The organism is Pseudomonas sp. HC1(2025), from assembly GCF_058742075.1.
Map to the genome: position 1 here is coordinate 3763269 of NZ_CP196017.1, position 16888 is coordinate 3780156.

Consider the following 16888-nt stretch of genomic DNA (forward strand, 5'->3'; position numbering starts at 1 on the left):
TGGCGGCGTGTTCAGCCGGTCGCCAGGGCCGCCCGCCGTGCAACGCCATGGCGCCAGCGGGTCAAATGTTCGTCGGCGTAGCGCCGCACGCAGCGCAGCAGCGAGCTTTGCTGCTGCACCAGGAAGAAGTGGTGCCCCTCGAACATGTCCAGGGAGAAACCGCTGGCAGTGTCTTCCTGCCAGTCGAGCAATTCGTCGGCGCGCACGTCATCCTGCTTGCCACCAAATACATGGATCGGCATCGACAGCGGCTCGCGCTCGCCGTACTGGAAGCTGCCGCACAAGAGGAAGTCGGCGCGCAGGATCGGCAATGTCAGCTGCATCAACTCGCGGTTGGCCAGGGCGTCCTCGGGGGTGCCCTTGAGCGTGCGCAGGCGCTCGATCAGTTGGGTGTCGTCTTTTTCCTCGGCGTATTCACTGACATCCCGGCGCGCCGGGCCGGCGGTGGCCGAGGCAAACAACGCCAGCGGCGCAGGCAGGCCGCGTTCGCGCAGGGCGTGGGCCAGCTCGAACGCCAGCAGGCCACCGAGGCTGTGGCCGAACAAGGCATAGGGGCCATCGAGTTCGGCGCTGATCTCGCCGGCCAATTGCGCGGCGAGCGCCTTGATATCGCGCTGCAAGGGTTCGTCCATGCGCATGCCACGCCCTGGCAACTCCAGCGGGCACACCTGCAACCACTCGGGCAACGCCCGGCGCCAGCGGCTGTAGAACATGGCGCTGGCGCCCGAATAGGGCAGGCAAAACAGGCGCAAGCGGGTCGACGTGCTCATCTCAGACCACCCCTGCCTGGAACGCTGGGTTCTCGCGATACAAACGCATGTCGTCGTCCTCCGGGTGCAAATCCATGGCCGGCGTGTTGGCTGGCCTGTCACCAATGAGAACGGATGGCACGGCAAAATAATTAGTCTGCAGGCCGGGGCCCGCACACAAAGAGATGCACCTCACAGTTTGCATTTCGGTATAAGATTAGTTCCACTTCTCATTTGACAATCATTATCATTAAGAATAATTTGTTGCCCGATGTGTAGGAGGCCTCAGCAGGGATGCCCTCCACTAACCTCATTTGCAGCAAGGTGATTTCCATGACGGAACAAGTATCCACAAGCAGGTGCGATTCACCGTTACTCCAGGCGTTTGTCGATAACCGGCTGATCCTGGTCAAGATCGCGGCGCGCATTACCGGCTGCCGTTCCCGCGCCGAAGACGTAGTGCAGGACGCCTACTTCAGACTGCAATCGGCGCCGCAGATCACCTCATCGTTCAAGGCGCAGCTGAGTTATCTGTTCCAGATCGTGCGCAACCTGGCTATCGACCACTACCGTAAACAGGCCCTGGAACTGAAATATTCCGGGACGGAAGAGGAAGGCTTGAATGTGGTTATTCATGGCGCTTCACCGGAAACCTCGCACATCAATTTTTCCACCCTGGAAAACATCGCCGACGCCCTGACCGAACTGCCCCAGCGCACGCGCTACGCGTTCGAGATGTACCGCCTGCATGGCGTGCCGCAGAAGGACATCGCCAAGGAACTGGGCGTGTCGCCGACCCTGGTCAACTTTATGATCCGCGATGCACTGGTGCACTGTCGCAAGGTGTCGGGAACCCATAGCGATACCTTTGCCCGACGGGTCTGACCACCGGGCAAATGCAATGAGGGGTGAGCTTGTGTGGGAGCGGGCTTGTCGGATCGCCGCATCGCCGCGAAAGCAGTGGGTCAGGCAACATCAATGTTTGCTGGGCCGACGTCTTCGCGGCGATGCGGCGATCCGACAAGCCCACTCCCACAGTTGATCTTCATTGCCCCGAAGATCTCAGGCCAACCCACACCGCTCAAAAAACCGCTCCCGCCCCAGAATCATCAGCGCCGCGCGCTTGTGGGGGAAATCGAATTCCTTCTCGCAGTGGAAGCACTGGTTCTGCATATGCCCGATCATCTTCCCATTGTCGGCCCTGGGCTCGGCTACCACGCGCTGGGTGCGCGGGTCGTCGAGAAACAGGTAGTGCACCAGCGCCGACAGCCAACTGGCAACCTTGTGCGGCCCGCGATGATGCTCCTCACCCACCAGCATGTGGATACCGCGGTCGTAGTCGTCTACGTCATAGAACGGCGCGATGCGATCTTCCTTGGCCCAATACGCCTCGAAATAGGCAAAGGGCTCATCGTCGAAACAGCCGATCAGGGTCAGGGTATGCGGGTCCGCAGCAAGCTTGTGCAGATAGTCCCGGTGTTGCTCCAGGCTGCCGCTTTCCTGCCAGAAGTTGGCGACCCGCGCGCTGTTCTGCCAGCGATTGAAGCGAGCCAGGTCCACATCGATCTCCAGCGTGCGCAGTGAGATCCACGCGCCCAGGCGTGCGTCAAAACGTCGGTAGACTTCACCCTGCGGCTTGGGCGCACGCAGCGGGTGGCGCTTGCCCGCGCTGATGATCATCTGCTGTGGATAGGCGCCGCTCGACGGCTGGCCCAGCCAGGGCTGTGGCAATTGCCAGAACAGCGTGCGCTCGCAACGCAACTGCCCCGCCACGTCCGTGGCCAGCAGCAGGCCGCTGCGCAGGGCCTCATCCGGGGCGTGTTCGAGGTGCCAGAAGAGTTGCTGGCGCCCAGGCTCCCGTGCAAACAGCCAGTAACACGCGGCCCACACGGCCTGTAGCGACGGCACCTCAGCGGGGTTTTGCAAATGCAGGTGCAACGCGTCGCCGCGCTCCAGGCGCAGGCGCGCCAGGGGCTGGCCTGCAAGGGTCAGGGTCAGGCGGCTATCGCTTTCATCTGCGTTCAGGGCGGGCCCTGCCGGCAGTGGCAGGGCTGACAAATCTTGGGGATTGGGCATGGAAGGGGCTCACGGTAATCGTCGACAGTTAGACGAAGTGACGTGAACCAGCCGCAAAAATTTAAGGCGCAGGTGTCGCGATCAGGGCGCGTCAGCCACCGGCAGCACATCGATGCGGTACGGTTCGAAGATCTTCACCAGTTCGCCACTGTCGCGCAGGCCCTTGAGCAACGCGGCAAACGCCGGGCCGCTGATCGCCGCCTTGGGCCGCAGCAATGCGTAGTGGTGATAGACCTGATCAATGCGCTCCGACACCAGGAACTGCCCGGCGGTGTCGACATTGCGCACCATGAAGTCGCTGAGGTAGGAGCGCGTCACTAGGGCGATATCCGCGCGGCCACGGGTGACCATCAGCAAGTTGCTGTCATGAGAATAGGTCAACGTGGCGTTGAACTGCGCGGCCATGGCCTTGGGGTCGGGGTTGAAGTTGGCAAAGGCGTAGTGATAACCGCTGAACACCGCCAGGCGCTTGCCCTTGAGGTCGGCGAAATACGCCTGGTCGCGACCGGACTGGCGCTGGGCGACGAAAATCTCGGCGTCCTCCAGGCCCATGTCAACGCTGGTATGGGCAATATCCTGCCATCCCCACTGCGGGTTCTCGAAGATGGCCATGTCGACCCGACCCTGCTCGAAATCACGAAAGCGCCGGGGGATGGAAGTGGGTACCAGCACAAACTGGTAGTCGCTCTGCGCACGGTTCAGTGCCTCCAGCAGTTGCGGCAGCAACCCGGTGTCGGCACCCTGCTCCGGGCGCACGGTATACGGCGGAAAATGCGCGGCACCGATCCGTACCAATTGGGCCGCCCAAACCTGCGTTTGCCACAAGGTGCCCATCGCCAACACTGTAAGTCCTGCAGCCAGCCGCCATGGCGAAAACATCAGGCACGCACCGTTCAAATCTGAATCTCGCTAAGCTAGGCGTTTTTGTCTGTAGAGACAACTTTCTACCCGACAATTAATGACCTGCGCTCCCCGCCTAATCGGCCTTGAGCACCAGCAGCAACGCCTCGTCGGCCAATTGTTCGAGGGTCATGCTGCCCTGGGCGCGGAACCAGGTCGTGGTCCAGGACAACGCCCCGGTCAGGAAACGCCGGGTGATAAACACGTCGCCCTTGATATAACCCGCCTGCTTGGCCTCGCCCAGCACTTGCAGCCAGATGTCTTCGTAGACATCGCGCAACGCCAGCACCTGGGCCTGCCCTTCTGCCGACAGCGAACGCCATTCGTACACCAGCACCGCCATGGCTTCGCCGCTGCCCCCCATGATCGACTGCAACTCGCAGCGAATCAGCGCCAGCACCCGCTCGCGCACGTTGCTCGCTTGGGCCAGGGAGGCGCGCATCATCGCGGTGTTGTAGTGGATGGTTTCTTCCATCACCGCCCGCAGGATTTCGTCCTTGCTCTTGAAGTGGTGAAAGATGCTGCCGGACTGGATCCCCACCGCACTGGCCAGGTCACGCACGGTGGTGCGTTCAAAACCCTTGTTGCGAAACAGGTGAGCCGCGGTCTGCAGCAGCTTGCCCCGGGCGCTGTCGGGGTCGGTCAGTTGCCCGCCGTCCACCATGCTGCGCATTACCTCCAGGGCTTTTTGCTCGTCCATGCTGCTCTCCTCAACTACTTTGATTGCGTCATGGCCGGCAATTTAGGCCGTGACAGCCACCCAAGCAAGCGCTTGGGCAGAAGTTGTGCTCCCAGTTTACAAACCAAGCGCTTGCTTGGTAGTCTCGACCCAGCGATTTTCCAGAGAAGGACTTCCCATGGACAAGACCGTTCGTATCGGCTGCGCCAGTGCATTCTGGGGCGACACCAGCACCGCCGCCGCGCAGTTGGTGCAAGGCGGCGCGCTGGACTACCTGGTGTTCGACTACCTGGCGGAAGTGACGATGTCGATCCTCGCCGGGGCGCGGATCAAAGACCCCCAGGCCGGCTACGCCACGGATTTCATCGAAGTGCTGGCGCCCTTGCTCGGCGATATCCAGCGCCAGGGCATCCGGGTGATCAGCAACGCCGGTGGCATCCACCCCCAGGCCTGCGCCGCCGCCTTGCAGGCCGCCTGCGACCAGGCCCGGGTGCCACTGAAAATCGCCGTGGTGCTGGGCGACGACCTGCAACCGCAGTTCAAGCAACTGCAGGGCATCGAGGATATGTTCAGCGGCGCGCCGTTGCCGGCGATGTGCGTGTCGACCAACGCCTACCTCGGCGCGCCGGGCATCGTCCAGGCCCTGCAACTGGGCGCCGATATCGTCATCACCGGGCGCGTGGTGGACAGCGCGGTGGTCAGTGCGGCCCTGGTGCATGAATTCAACTGGGCGTGGCAGGACTACGACCACCTGGCCCAGGCCGCGCTGGCCGGGCATATCATTGAATGTGGCGCGCAGTGCACCGGCGGCAACTTCACCGATTGGCGCCAGGTGCCGGACTACGAGCACATCGGTTTTCCGATTGTCGAAGTCAGCGCCGACGGCCAGTTCACCGTCAGCAAAGTGCCGGGCACAGGCGGCCTGATCAGCCAACTGAGCGTCGCCGAACAACTGCTGTATGAAATCGGCGACCCGCGCGCCTATCTGCTGCCGGATGTGATCTGCGACTTCAGCCAGGTCACCCTGGAGCAACAAGGCGAAAACCGCGTGCGCCTGCGCGGCGCCAAGGGCCTAGCACCCACCGACCAGTACAAAGTCAGCGCCACCTACCCCGACGGTTTTCGCTGCACCGCAAGTTGCCTGCTGGCCGGCATCGATGCGGTGGCCAAGGCCGAGCGGGTCAGCCAGGCAATCATCAACAAGACCTCGCAGCTGTTCAGCCAACGCGGCTGGGCGCCCTACAGCGAGGTCAACATTGAATTGCTCGGCAGCGAAGCCACCTACGGCGCCCACGCCCGGCGCCAGGACTGCCGCGAAGTGGTGCTCAAGCTGGCGGTGCGCCACCCCAGCAAACAGGCGCTGGTGCTGTTCGCCCGGGAAATCGCCCAGGCAGCCACCGGCATGGCGCCGGGCCTGACCGGCATTGTCGGCGGCAGGCCCACGGTGTACCCACTGATCCGCCTGTTTTCATTCCTGATCGACAAGAGCGCGTGCCATCTGAGCGTCGACTTCCAGGGCCAGTCCCACCCCTGCGAACTGCCTGCCAGCGCGGCCCTGGGTACGCCCCGCGCGCCCCTCGACCCGCCCAAGCCCGAAGGCCGCGCCGATGCCAGCGTGCCCCTGGTCAAACTGGCCGTGGCGCGCTCCGGTGACAAGGGCAATCACAGCAATATTGGCGTGATTGCGCGGCGGCCCGAATACCTGCCGTGGATCGCCGAAGCATTGACCCCGGAGGTGATCGTCGACTGGATGAGCCATGTGCTCGACCCGCTGCACGGGCGCGTCGAGCGCTGGTACCTGCCCGGCAGCCACAGCCTCAACTTCCTCCTGGAAAACGCCCTGGGCGGCGGCGGTATCGCCAGCCTGCGCATCGACCCGCAAGGCAAGGCCTTTGCCCAGCAACTGCTGGAAATCCCGATTGCCGTGCCCCGTCACCTCGCCGATCAACTCACCTAAGGAACTCCTGCCGTGGCCTTCGACTCGATCTTCAAAGCCGACCTGTTCCAGGGGCAAACCATTATCGTCACCGGCGGCGGCAGCGGGATTGGCCGTTGCACCGCCCATGAGCTGGCGGCACTCGGCGCCCATATGGTGCTGGTGGGGCGCAAGCCGGAAAAACTGCAACAGGTCACCCAGGAAATCAGCGAGGACGGTGGCCGCGCCAGTTGGCAGGCCTGTGATATTCGCGATGAAGAGGCAGTGAAGGCACTGGTCAGCCAGGTCATCGAAGCGCACGGGCCGATCCACGGCCTGGTGAACAATGCGGGCGGCCAATACCCCTCGCCCCTGGCGTCGATCAATCAAAAAGGTTTTGAAACCGTGTTGCGCACCAATCTGGTGGGCGGTTTCCTGATGGCGCGGGAAGTGTTCAATCAGTCGATGAGCAAACACGGCGGTGCCATCGTCAACATGCTCGCCGACATGTGGGGCGGCATGCCCGGTATGGGCCACTCGGGCGCGGCGCGCGCGGGGATGGACAACTTCACCAAGACCGCCGCGTTCGAGTGGGGTTACGCCGGGGTGCGGGTCAACGCAGTGGCGCCGGGCTGGATCGCCTCCAGCGGCATGGACACCTACGAAGGCGCATTCAAGGCAGTGATCCCGACCCTGCGCGAACATGTGCCACTCAAGCGCATTGGCACCGAATCGGAAGTCAGCGCGGCGATTGTGTTTTTGCTCAGCCCCGCCGCAGCGTTCGTCAGCGGCAGCACGCTGCGCATCGACGGTGCGGCCAGCCTCGGCAGCCGCGCCTGGCCGCTGCACAAGGCCCAGCCGCCGAGCCCGTCGTTCAATGGTTTTCACCGCGCCTACCTGCCGGATGTGCTCAAGGAGGGCCAATAAACCATGCCGGTCATCGACTCCCAACTCGACACCCACAGCCCGCAGTTCGCCCAGAACCGCGAGGCCATGCTCAGCGCCATCAACCACCTGCGCCAACTGGAACAGAACCTGTTGGACAAGGCCGCCGAGGCCAAGGGCAAGTTCGACAAGCGCGGTCAACTGCTGCCCCGTGAGCGCCTCAACCTGTTGCTCGACCCCGGCGCGCCCTTCCTCGAACTGGCGAGCCTGGCCGGCTATAAGCTGCACGACGACAAGGACGGCAGCGCCGCCGGTGGTGGGCTGATTGCCGGTATCGGTTATGTCAGCGGCGTGCGCCTGCTGGTGGTGGCCAATAACAGCGCAATCAAGGGCGGGACGATATCCCCCAGCGGCCTGAAGAAATCCCTGCGCCTGCAACAGATCGCCATGGAGAACAAACTGCCGGTGGTGACCCTGGCCGAAAGCGGCGGCGCCAACCTGAATTACGCAGCGGAGATTTTCGTCGAAGGCGCGCGCAGCTTTGCCAACCAGGCGCGGATGTCGGCCATGGGCCTGCCGCAGATCACCGTGGTGCACGGCTCGGCTACGGCCGGCGGGGCCTATCAGCCGGGGCTTTCGGATTACGTGGTGGTGGTGCGCGGCAAGGCCAAGCTGTTCCTGGCCGGCCCGCCGCTGCTCAAGGCCGCCACCGGCGAAGTGGCCACCGACGAGGAACTGGGCGGCGCCCAGATGCATGCGCAAACCGCCGGCACCGCCGAATACCTGGCACAAAACGACGCCGATGGGGTGCGTATCGTGCGTGAGATTGTCAGCCTGCTGCCCTGGGACGACCGGCTGCCGCCCCAGCCGGCGCGGGCCTATGCCGAGCCGCTGTATGCGATTGAGGAACTGCTGGGCTTGATCCCCGAGGACCCGAAAAAACCCTACGACGTACGGGAAATCATCGCGCGTATCGCCGACGCCTCCAACTTCCTGGAGTTCAAGGGCGAGTTCGATGCCCACACCGTCTGCGGCCACTTGCAGATCCAGGGCCGGGCCTGCGGGTTTATCGGCAACAACGGCCCGATCACGCCCAAGGGCGCGAGCAAGGCCGCGCAATTTATCCAGCTGTGCGACCAGAGCCAGACGCCGCTGCTGTTTTTCCACAACACCACCGGGTTTATGGTGGGCACCGAATCCGAACAGCAAGGCGTGATCAAGCACGGCGCGAAGATGATCCAGGCGGTGGCCAATGCCCGCGTGCCCAAGCTCACGGTGGTGGTCGGCGGTTCCTACGGCGCCGGCAACTATGCGATGTGCGGCCGTGGCCTGGACCCACGCTTTATCTTCGCCTGGCCCAACAGCCGCACCGCCGTGATGGGCGGCGCCCAGGCCGGCAAGGTGCTGCGCATTGTCACCGAGGCCAAGCAGTTGAAAGACGGCCTGGTGCCCGACCCCAAGGTGCTCGACATGCTCGAACAGGTCACCGCGCAGAAACTCGATAGCCAGTCCACGGCCCTGTATGGCAGCGCCAACCTGTGGGACGACGGGCTGATTGACCCGCGGGACACCCGCACGCTGCTGGGCTACCTGCTGGATATCTGCCAGCAAGCCCAGGTGCGCCAATTGCAACCCAACAGCTTCGGCGCCGCGCGCTTTTAACGATCAGGAGAACAATAAAAATGATCTTCACCCAGGAACACGAAGAGCTGCGCCGTACCGTACGGGGTTTTGTCGAACGCGAGATCAACCCCCACGTCGACGACTGGGAAAAAGCCGGGCGCTTTCCCATCCACGAGATTTTCCGCAAGGCCGGCGACCTCGGCCTGCTGGGCATTTCCAAGCCTGAGAAGTTCGGCGGCATGGGCCTGGACTACAGCTACTCGATTGTCGCCGCCGAAGAGTTCGGCACCATCCGCTGTGGCGGTATCCCCATGTCCATCGGCGTGCAGACCGATATGTGCACCCCGGCCCTCGCACGTTTTGGTTCCGATGAGCTGCGCGATGAGTTCCTGCGCCCGGCCATCAGCGGCGAACAAGTGGGCTGCATCGGCGTCTCGGAAACCGGTGCCGGCTCCGACGTGGCCGGCTTGAAAACTCACGCCCGCAAGGACGGCGACGACTACGTGATCAACGGCAGCAAGATGTGGATCACCAACTCCCCCAGCGCCAACTTTATCTGCCTGCTGGCCAATACCTCGGACGGCAAGCCGCATATCAACAAGTCGCTGATCATGGTGCCGATGAACACCCCCGGGATCAGCGTCAGCCCGCCCCTGGAAAAACTCGGCATGCACAGCTCGGAAACCGCCCAGGTGTTTTTCGATGATGTGCGCGTGCCCCAGCGCAACCGCATCGGCCATGAAGGCGCGGGGTTCATGATGCAAATGCTGCAATTTCAGGAGGAACGGCTGTTTGGCGCGGCCAATATGATCAAGGGCCTGGAGGCCTGCGTCGACAGCACCATCGCCTACTGCAAGGAACGCCAGACCTTCGGCAAGGCCCTGATCGACAACCAGGTGATCCACTTTCGCCTGGCCGAGCTGTCCACCGAGATCGAATGCCTGCGCGCGCTGGTCTACCAGGCCACCGAGCAATACATCAAGGGCCAGGACGTGACGCGGCTGGCCTCGATGGCCAAGCTCAAGGCCGGGCGCCTGGGCCGCGAAGTCAGCGACAGCTGCCTGCAATACTGGGGCGGCATGGGCTTTATGTGGGACAACCCGGTGGCCCGCGCCTATCGCGATGTGCGGCTGGTTTCGATTGGTGGCGGCGCCGACGAGATCATGCTGGGGATCATCTGCAAACTGATGGGCACGCTGCCGGGGAAAAAGTCGTGAACGCCTGTGAAACCCTGGTGCTGGAACCGCACAACGGCGTGCTGCACATCACCCTCAACCGCCCGCAGAGCCGCAATGCCATGAGCGTGCAGATGGTCAGCGAACTGCGCGCAGTACTGGCGGATGTCGCGCCTGACGAGCAGGTGCGGGCATTGGTGATCAGTGGTGCCGGCGGGCACTTCTGTGCAGGCGGCGATATCAAGGACATGAGCGGTGCGGGCAGCCGTGAAGGCTTGCGTGATCTGAACCGGGTGTTTGGCGCGCTGTTGCAGGAAGTCGAAGCGCTGCCGCAGGTGGTGATTGTGGTGTTGCAGGGCGCGGTGTTGGGCGGTGGGTTTGGCCTGGCGTGTGTCAGTGACATCGCCATCGCCGATCACCAGGCGCAGTTCGGCTTGCCGGAAACCAGTTTGGGCGTGCTGCCGGCGCAGATTGCGCCGTTTGTGGTGCGGCGCATCGGCCTGACCCAGGCCCGGCGCCTGGCGCTGACTGCGACGCGGTTTGACGGGGTCGAGGCGCAGCGCCTGGGGCTGGTGCATTTTGTCGAGCATGACCCCCAAGGGTTGGCGCAGCGCCTGGATGAGGTGTTGGGGCAGGTATTGCGTTGTGCACCGCGCGCCAATGCGCAGACCAAGGCGCTGTTGCTCCAGAGCCTGGATCAACCGTTGGAACTGCTGCTGGATCAGGCTGCCGATTGGTTTGCTGAGGCGGTGACGGGGGAAGAAGGAATCGAGGGGACGCGGGCGTTTGTTCAGAAGCGCAAGGCCAGGTGGGTGAGTTGATCTTGAAAACACCACATTCCCTGTGGGAGCTGGCTTGCCTGCGATGCGGGCACCTCGGTCTGTCAGGGATACCGAGATGATGCAATCGCGGGCAAGCCAGCTCCCACACAAGCCCGCACCTGCGCAACCAATCAAACAGGGACCGAAAATGCCCAGTTTCAATAAAATACTGATCGCCAACCGCGGCGAAATCGCCTGCCGGATCCAGCGCACCGCCCAAGCCCTGGGCTACCGCACCGTGGCGGTCTATAGCGAGGCCGACGCCGACGCCCTGCACGTACACATGGCCGACGAAGCCGTGAACATCGGCCCAGCCCCGGTGCAGCAGTCGTACCTGAACATCCCGGCCATCCTCGAGGCCGCACGCCTCACCGGCGCGGACGCGGTGCATCCAGGCTATGGCTTTCTCTCGGAAAACCCGGAGTTCGCCAAGGCCTGCCTCGCCGCCGGCCTGGTGTTCATCGGGCCCAGTGCCCACGCCATCGAGTTGATGGGCAGCAAGCGCCTGTCGAAAATCGCCATGCTCGCCGCTGGTGTGCCGTGTATTGCCGGCTACCAGGGCAGCGCGCAGGACGACGCCACCCTGCAAAGCGAAGCCGAGCGCATCGGTTACCCACTGATGATCAAGGCCAGTGCCGGCGGCGGCGGACGCGGCATGCGCCTGGTGCACACGGCTGCGCAGTTGCTCGAACAACTGCACACCGCACGCTCCGAAGCCCTCAATGCCTTTGGCAGCGACGAGTTGATTCTGGAGCAGGCACTGATCGCGCCGCGCCATGTGGAAATCCAGCTGTTCGGCGACACCCACGGCAACCTGATCTACCTGGGCGAGCGTGATTGTTCGGTGCAGCGCCGCCATCAGAAGGTCATCGAAGAAGCGCCCTGCCCGGTCATGACCAGCGAGCTGCGCCAGGCCATGGGCGAAGCGGCGCTCAAGGCCGGGCGCGCCGTGGAGTATGTCGGCGCCGGCACCGTGGAGTTCCTGCTGGACCGGGACGGACGCTTCTATTTCCTGGAGATGAACACCCGCCTGCAGGTGGAACACCCGGTCACCGAACTGATCACCGGCCTGGACCTGGTGGACTGGCAACTGCAAATCGCCGCCGGCCAGCCCCTGCCCTTGCGCCAGGAGCAAGTGACGCTGAGCGGGCACGCCATGGAGGTGCGCCTGTACGCCGAGGACCCGGCCCAGGGTTTCCTGCCACAAACCGGCGAGGTGCTGCGCTGGGAGCCGGCGGCCGGGGTGCGGGTCGATCATGGCTTGCTGGCCTCACAGCGCATCAGCCCGTTTTATGACCCGATGCTGGGCAAGATCATCGCCCACGGCGCCACCCGCGAAGAGGCGCGGCGCAAGCTGCTGCGCGCGGTGCAGGACTGCGTGCTGCTGGGGATTGCCAGCAATCAGCGCTTACTGGTGGACTTGCTCGAGCACCCGCAGTTTGTCGCGGCGGATTTCAGCACCGGGTTCATCGCCGAACACTTCAGCGACATTGCCCGCCCCGCCATCAGCGACGAACAACTGGCAGTGGCCGCCGCACTGTTCTATCGGCACAGCGCGGCAGCGCATCACCCTGCCCTGGCGGGCTGGCGCAACAATGCCAGCGTGCCCTGGACCTATCGCCTGGGTGTTGATGAGCAGCGTCATGAGGTCAGCGTGCGGGTATTGGCGCAGGATCACGTGCAAGTCGGCGCTGTCGATATCCACATCAAGGGCAGCGACGGGCGCTGGGCCAGCCTGGTCATCAACGGCATCCGGCGGCGGCTTGCCTATCACCTGCACGGCTCCCAGCTCTGGCTGTTGTACTCAGGTCACAGCCTGTGCGTGAGCAACCAGACGCAAACCGTGGCCAGTCGGGAAGAGGCCGCCAGCAGCGGCACGGTCAAGGCGCCGATGGACGGTGCCATCACCCTGCTGCAGGTGCAGGAGGGGGATGTGGTGAGCAAGGGCCAACTGTTGCTGGTGCTTGAAGCGATGAAAATGGAGCACCCGCTCAAGGCAGGGATCGATGGGGTGGTCAAGGCCATTGCAGTCACCGCCGGCGATCAAGTGCGTAATCGCCAGGTATTGCTGCAGATCGAGTAGCCCTGGGCGGAACTACCAGGCTTGGCTACGCTCTATCCCCATCAGAAAGGGATGAGTACGGGAACCTGCGATGCCTGATTGGCTGATTATTGATCTTGAAGCCACAACGGATGACGGCGGCTGGCCCGTGTCGGAGATGGAAATCATCGAGATCGGCGTGAGCCTGGTCAACCGCCAGGGCCGCGAGCTGGACCATTTCCAGCGCTTCGTGCGGCCCTTGCGCCGGCCATTGTTGACGCCGTTCTGCCGCCAGTTGACGCACATCAGCCAGGCCAATATCGACAGCGCGGCGCCCTTGACCGAGGTCTGGCCACTGTTTGAGCGCTGGCTGGGCCAGCATCATCCGCGCCTGGAAAGCTGGGCCAGTTGGGGTGACTATGATCGCCAGCAACTGGAACTGGAGTGGCAGCGCCATGGCCTGGCCAGCGTGCTGGCCCAGACGCCCCATGTGAACCTCAAGCAACGCTTCGCCAAAGCCCGGCGCCTGGACAAGCCATTGGGGCTCAATGGCGCCCTGCAACTGGCGGGCATGCAGTTCAACGGCCAGCAACACCGGGCACTGGAAGATGCGCGCAATACGGCGCGTTTGCTGCCGTTGATTTTGCCCGTGTAGAAGGCATACTGGCCGACCTTTCTTGCCCCTTTTTTCGAGGATTCACCCATGTTCAAAGTCAATGAGTACTTCGACGGCACCGTCAAGTCGATCGCCTTCGGCACCCCTGAAGGTCCGGCGACCATCGGCGTCATGGCCCCGGGTGAATACGAGTTCGGCACCGCCCAGCGTGAAATCATGCACGTGGTCTCGGGCGCGCTGACCGTCAAGCTGCCAGGCAGCGACAGCTGGGAAACCTTCGCCGCCGGCAGCCAGTTCAATGTGCCTGCCGACAGCAAGTTCCAGCTCAAGGTGGCTGTAGACACCGCCTACCTGTGCGAATACCGCGGCTAAGCCTTTCCCGCGCACAAAAAAATGCCCGTCTCGCTGAGACGGGCATTTTTCATGGGGACTGGGTTACTCGAGGATCGTCACCGGCATACCGACTTCCAGGTGGCCCACCCCGTCATTGACCAGGTTCTGGCCGAACATCACGCCATCGGGCTCCTTGCGGTAGGTTTCCAGGGTCGCCAGCGGCTGGCGGTCGGCGCTGCGCTCACCCGTTGCCGGGTCGATGGTGGTGAGGATGCACCGCGAGCAGGACTTGACCACCCGGAACTCTACCTCCCCGATGCGCAGGCGCTTCCAGCCGTCCTCGGCAAAGGCCTCACTGCCTTCGATCACCAGGTTGGGGCGAAAGCGCAGCATTTCCATGGGCCGGCCGATGCGCTGCGACAAGTCGTCGAGGGACGCCTGGCCGATCAGCAATAGCGGGAAACCGTCGGCGAATGCCACTTGGTCATCATCCTTGCCATAGCCGGCCGCCGTAGTGCGCGCGCGCTCCAGGGGCACCTGCACCAGGCGGGTCGGTTTGCCGATAAAGTCGCTGACCCAGCGCGCGGCTTCATCGCCGGCATCGGGAACCCGCAGGGTGTCGCGCCAGATGGTCACACCGCGCAACTCGGCGTCAGCGCCGGGCAATGCCACGTCCAGCGTGGGCTGGCCAGCAGCACTCAAGGTCAGGCCTCCAGCGCCGTTCCAGAGGGCCGACAACTGACTCATCTGCGCTACTGCGCGCTGGGTCAGGAAGCGCCCGCTGGCCTCGTCCACCAACATCCAGCGTCGATCCCCGTCCAGCCCCAGTTTATCCAGGCCGATATGCGCCAAGGTCTCTGCCTTGCCCGACTTCAAGGGGTACCGATACAACGCGCTGAGACGAAGCATGAGCCTGGGTTCCTGTGAACAAAAACGTCACCCTATACGAGCACGCTGCCAGAATCAAAACTTCCCCGGTCGGCAACGTGGCCAGAAGGTATCAGGCTGGGACTTCGTCCAGCATCAGGCGCTGGCGCACCACATCCACCAACTTGTCGGGCTGGAATTTGGAGAGGAAGTTGTCGCAACCGACCTTCTTCACCATCGAATCGTTGAAGCTGCCGGACAACGAGGTATGCAACACCACATAGAGGCCACGCAGGCGCGGGTCGTTGCGGATCTCGGTGGTCAGGCGGTAGCCGTCCATCTCGGGCATTTCGGCGTCGGTGAAGATCATCAGCAACTTGTCGGTCATTACCTGGCCGCTGTCCGCCCACGCCTTGAGCATGTTCAAGGCCTTGAGGCCATCACTGGCGATATGCATCTTCACCCCCAGTTGACCCAGGGTGTCACGCAGTTGCGACAGGGCCACGTTGGAGTCATCCACCAGCAACACTTCGCGGCCACGGGCACGTTCGAGGACCGGGTCCTCGAGTTTTTCCCGGGAGACCTTGGCGTTGTAGGGCACGATCTCGGCGAGGACTTTTTCCACGTCGATGATTTCTACCAACTGCTCATCCACCTTGCTGATGGCCGTGAGGTAGTGCTGGCGACCGGCGCTGGCCGGCGGAGGCAGGATCGACTCCCAAGTCATGTTGACGATGCGGTCGACGCCGCCCACCAGGAAGGCCTGCACCGAGCGGTTGTACTCGGTAACGATAATGGTGCTGTTGGGCCCCGGCACCAGCGGACGCATGCCGATGGCCTGGGACAGGTCGATCACCGGCAGGGTCTGGCCGCGCAGGTTGACCACGCCGCAGACAAACGGGTGGCGCTGTGGCATCAGGGTCAGCTTGGGCAACTGCAGGACTTCCTGCACCTTGAACACGTTGATCGCGAACAACTGACGCCCGGCCAGGCGAAACATGAGGATCTCCAGGCGATTCTCACCCACCAATTGCGTGCGTTGATCTACCGTGTCGAGAATGCCAGCCATTGAAGACTCCTGGGTGTGCTGAAAGATTTGCTGCCTACTGGAGAAGGTTATCGGCAGACGGCGCCAGACCTTGACCCTGGGTAAAATGCCACGTAAATGCATTGATGTCACACTGACATCATGCTTTACTGGCATCACCTCCCATCCGGGAGTCAAGCGGCGCCGCCAGACCCTCAAACGGTCACAAGGTTCCGCCATCTAGGGGATTCCCCTAGTCGCAATCAGGTCCAACCTGATATTCGCAATATCCAATAGCCATTAATGTGACGCCATTCTCATTGCATGAATGGAGTCAGGCTTTTGTTTGCTATCGCAAGCCCGCGGCCCAAGGGCCTTCCAGGCGTTATCGCCTGGGCAATCGAAGTCATGCGAACACCCCTGGTTGTTTCCACTGCACGCAGCGCCAGCCATCGCGACGCTGATCACTCAAATAAAAGTACTACTCAAAATTCAGAAACGAACTACAGATTCCGGTCATATTTCGGCGCTAGTTTGAAGCCGTTGCTACGGTGCTACATCTCATTATCTGACCGTATGTTGTGGAGACTTTCATGATGAACGACGGTAAAGAGTGGCAAGACGCACTTCCCGAGTTCCTCCTGGAGGCAGAAATGCTGCTGGCCAAGTCAGAGGAATGCCTGAGCCACCTGCATTTGATCCGCAACGATAACGACGCCATCGATTGCATGAAAAGCAGCTTGGTCAAACTTGCCGAAAAAGCCGATGCCATGGCGCTGCCAGCCATTGGCAATTTTTCCCGGCACATCCAGGACCTGATCAGCAACGCCCAAAGCCCGATGCAACTCCACGACGCGGCACTTGCCGCCCTGCATGACTGCCTGACGCTACTGGCCTGGCAGTTGGAATTGATCGATATCAAGACCGGTAAACTCAGCCTGGATGACGCCGAGCAAACCATCTTGATTGAAACCGTTGCCCAGCAGATTCCCCAGAAGGACGCTGGCACGCACTTTCGCCAATCCTTGCACTGCGCCTCCTAAACCTTTCGTGCGATTAAGCCAGGCCGCCAGCGGGCGACCAACTAAGTCTGCGGAAGGTATTTAGCCAGCCAACTATCAATAAGCCTGTATTGGTAATAACGATGCAAGTCTCGTTTAATAGTACAACTTGGGCTCGCT

The 16888-nt window shown here is 62.6% G+C and carries 16 protein-coding genes; 10 read left to right on the plus strand and 6 right to left on the minus strand.

Annotated elements, in window-relative coordinates; translation table 11 throughout:
* Positions 1–11: 11 nt before the first annotated feature.
* On the minus strand, positions 12–770 hold the full coding sequence (locus tag ACSSVH_RS16500; protein WP_492633493.1) for a thioesterase II family protein: 759 nt from the start codon (positions 768–770) through the stop codon (positions 12–14).
* Between the two features lie 312 nt (positions 771–1082).
* On the opposite strand from ACSSVH_RS16500, the gene ACSSVH_RS16505 reads away from it, so the two are divergent.
* A complete protein-coding gene (locus ACSSVH_RS16505) occupies positions 1083–1634 on the plus strand; it encodes an RNA polymerase factor sigma-70 (protein ID WP_029298131.1) in 552 nt (183 codons plus the stop codon).
* A 177-nt stretch (positions 1635–1811) separates the two neighbouring features.
* Here the strand turns inward: ACSSVH_RS16505 and ACSSVH_RS16510 are convergent, their stop codons facing one another.
* The 3 genes from ACSSVH_RS16510 to ACSSVH_RS16520 all read right to left on the minus strand — a co-directional run bounded on the left by ACSSVH_RS16510 (position 1812) and on the right by ACSSVH_RS16520 (position 4425).
* Entirely contained in the window at positions 1812–2825 is a 1014-nt protein-coding gene (locus ACSSVH_RS16510) for a GNAT family N-acetyltransferase (RefSeq protein WP_492633494.1), read from the minus strand.
* An 81-nt stretch (positions 2826–2906) separates the two neighbouring features.
* Positions 2907–3704 (minus strand): substrate-binding periplasmic protein, encoded by a 798-nt coding sequence (locus ACSSVH_RS16515; RefSeq protein ID WP_170042834.1) that lies wholly within the window; start codon positions 3702–3704, stop codon positions 2907–2909.
* Between the two features lie 97 nt (positions 3705–3801).
* Positions 3802–4425 (minus strand): TetR/AcrR family transcriptional regulator, encoded by a 624-nt coding sequence (locus tag ACSSVH_RS16520; protein WP_169952556.1) that lies wholly within the window; start codon positions 4423–4425, stop codon positions 3802–3804.
* 157 nt (positions 4426–4582) lie between these two features.
* Here ACSSVH_RS16520 and ACSSVH_RS16525 point away from each other — a divergent pair, with 157 nt between their 5' ends.
* The 8 genes from ACSSVH_RS16525 to ppnP all read left to right on the plus strand — a co-directional run bounded on the left by ACSSVH_RS16525 (position 4583) and on the right by ppnP (position 13852).
* A complete protein-coding gene (locus ACSSVH_RS16525; RefSeq protein WP_492633495.1) occupies positions 4583–6361 on the plus strand; it encodes an acyclic terpene utilization AtuA family protein in 1779 nt (592 codons plus the stop codon).
* A gap of 12 nt (positions 6362–6373) precedes the next feature.
* A complete protein-coding gene (locus tag ACSSVH_RS16530; RefSeq protein WP_432754394.1) occupies positions 6374–7246 on the plus strand; it encodes an SDR family oxidoreductase in 873 nt (290 codons plus the stop codon).
* Between the two features lie 3 nt (positions 7247–7249).
* Positions 7250–8866 (plus strand): geranyl-CoA carboxylase subunit beta, encoded by a 1617-nt coding sequence (gene atuC, locus ACSSVH_RS16535; RefSeq protein WP_170042831.1) that lies wholly within the window; start codon positions 7250–7252, stop codon positions 8864–8866.
* Between the two features lie 20 nt (positions 8867–8886).
* Positions 8887–10044 carry a citronellyl-CoA dehydrogenase gene (gene atuD / locus ACSSVH_RS16540; RefSeq protein ID WP_172313936.1) on the plus strand — a complete coding sequence of 386 codons (1158 nt, stop codon included), beginning with the start codon at positions 8887–8889 and terminating at the stop codon, positions 10042–10044.
* Positions 10041–10823, plus strand: a complete 783-nt coding sequence (locus tag ACSSVH_RS16545; protein WP_492633496.1) for an enoyl-CoA hydratase/isomerase family protein — start codon at positions 10041–10043, stop codon at positions 10821–10823. Before atuD ends, ACSSVH_RS16545 begins: the two co-directional genes overlap by 4 nt.
* Before the next feature lie 148 nt (positions 10824–10971).
* Positions 10972–12906, plus strand: a complete 1935-nt coding sequence (locus tag ACSSVH_RS16550; RefSeq protein WP_492633497.1) for an acetyl/propionyl/methylcrotonyl-CoA carboxylase subunit alpha — start codon at positions 10972–10974, stop codon at positions 12904–12906.
* 70 nt (positions 12907–12976) lie between these two features.
* Positions 12977–13519: a 3'-5' exonuclease gene (locus tag ACSSVH_RS16555; RefSeq protein WP_169952571.1), complete on the plus strand. Its 543-nt coding sequence runs from the start codon at positions 12977–12979 to the stop codon at positions 13517–13519.
* A 48-nt stretch (positions 13520–13567) separates the two neighbouring features.
* The gene (gene ppnP / locus ACSSVH_RS16560; RefSeq protein ID WP_169952573.1) at positions 13568–13852 is read left to right on the plus strand and encodes a pyrimidine/purine nucleoside phosphorylase; all 285 of its coding nucleotides are present in this window, start codon (positions 13568–13570) and stop codon (positions 13850–13852) included.
* A gap of 63 nt (positions 13853–13915) precedes the next feature.
* Here the strand turns inward: ppnP and ACSSVH_RS16565 are convergent, their stop codons facing one another.
* Positions 13916–14722 (minus strand): MOSC domain-containing protein, encoded by an 807-nt coding sequence (locus ACSSVH_RS16565; RefSeq protein ID WP_169952575.1) that lies wholly within the window; start codon positions 14720–14722, stop codon positions 13916–13918.
* 91 nt (positions 14723–14813) lie between these two features.
* A complete protein-coding gene (locus ACSSVH_RS16570; protein WP_057960227.1) occupies positions 14814–15749 on the minus strand; it encodes a chemotaxis protein CheV in 936 nt (311 codons plus the stop codon).
* A 551-nt stretch (positions 15750–16300) separates the two neighbouring features.
* Between ACSSVH_RS16570 and ACSSVH_RS16575 the strand changes: the two genes are divergently transcribed.
* Positions 16301–16750, plus strand: coding sequence for a hypothetical protein (locus ACSSVH_RS16575; RefSeq protein ID WP_169952581.1), 450 nt, complete (start codon positions 16301–16303; stop codon positions 16748–16750).
* Positions 16751–16888 lie beyond the last annotated feature (138 nt).

What these genes read in the sequence shown, in the direction of transcription:
- ACSSVH_RS16565 (WP_169952575.1), bottom strand. Translation starts at nt 14,722, where the DNA reads ATGCTTCGTCTCAGCGCGTTGTATCGGTACCCCTTGAAGTCGGGCAAG.
- ACSSVH_RS16555 (WP_169952571.1), top strand. Translation starts at nt 12,977, where the DNA reads ATGCCTGATTGGCTGATTATTGATCTTGAAGCCACAACGGATGACGGC.
- ACSSVH_RS16510 (WP_492633494.1), bottom strand. Translation starts at nt 2,825, where the DNA reads ATGCCCAATCCCCAAGATTTGTCAGCCCTGCCACTGCCGGCAGGGCCC.
- ACSSVH_RS16500 (WP_492633493.1), bottom strand. Translation starts at nt 770, where the DNA reads ATGAGCACGTCGACCCGCTTGCGCCTGTTTTGCCTGCCCTATTCGGGC.
- ppnP (WP_169952573.1), top strand. Translation starts at nt 13,568, where the DNA reads ATGTTCAAAGTCAATGAGTACTTCGACGGCACCGTCAAGTCGATCGCC.
- atuC (WP_170042831.1), top strand. Translation starts at nt 7,250, where the DNA reads ATGCCGGTCATCGACTCCCAACTCGACACCCACAGCCCGCAGTTCGCC.
- ACSSVH_RS16575 (WP_169952581.1), top strand. Translation starts at nt 16,301, where the DNA reads ATGATGAACGACGGTAAAGAGTGGCAAGACGCACTTCCCGAGTTCCTC.
- ACSSVH_RS16515 (WP_170042834.1), bottom strand. Translation starts at nt 3,704, where the DNA reads ATGTTTTCGCCATGGCGGCTGGCTGCAGGACTTACAGTGTTGGCGATG.
- atuD (WP_172313936.1), top strand. Translation starts at nt 8,887, where the DNA reads ATGATCTTCACCCAGGAACACGAAGAGCTGCGCCGTACCGTACGGGGT.
- ACSSVH_RS16520 (WP_169952556.1), bottom strand. Translation starts at nt 4,425, where the DNA reads ATGGACGAGCAAAAAGCCCTGGAGGTAATGCGCAGCATGGTGGACGGC.
- ACSSVH_RS16525 (WP_492633495.1), top strand. Translation starts at nt 4,583, where the DNA reads ATGGACAAGACCGTTCGTATCGGCTGCGCCAGTGCATTCTGGGGCGAC.
- ACSSVH_RS16570 (WP_057960227.1), bottom strand. Translation starts at nt 15,749, where the DNA reads ATGGCTGGCATTCTCGACACGGTAGATCAACGCACGCAATTGGTGGGT.
- ACSSVH_RS16550 (WP_492633497.1), top strand. Translation starts at nt 10,972, where the DNA reads ATGCCCAGTTTCAATAAAATACTGATCGCCAACCGCGGCGAAATCGCC.
- ACSSVH_RS16505 (WP_029298131.1), top strand. Translation starts at nt 1,083, where the DNA reads ATGACGGAACAAGTATCCACAAGCAGGTGCGATTCACCGTTACTCCAG.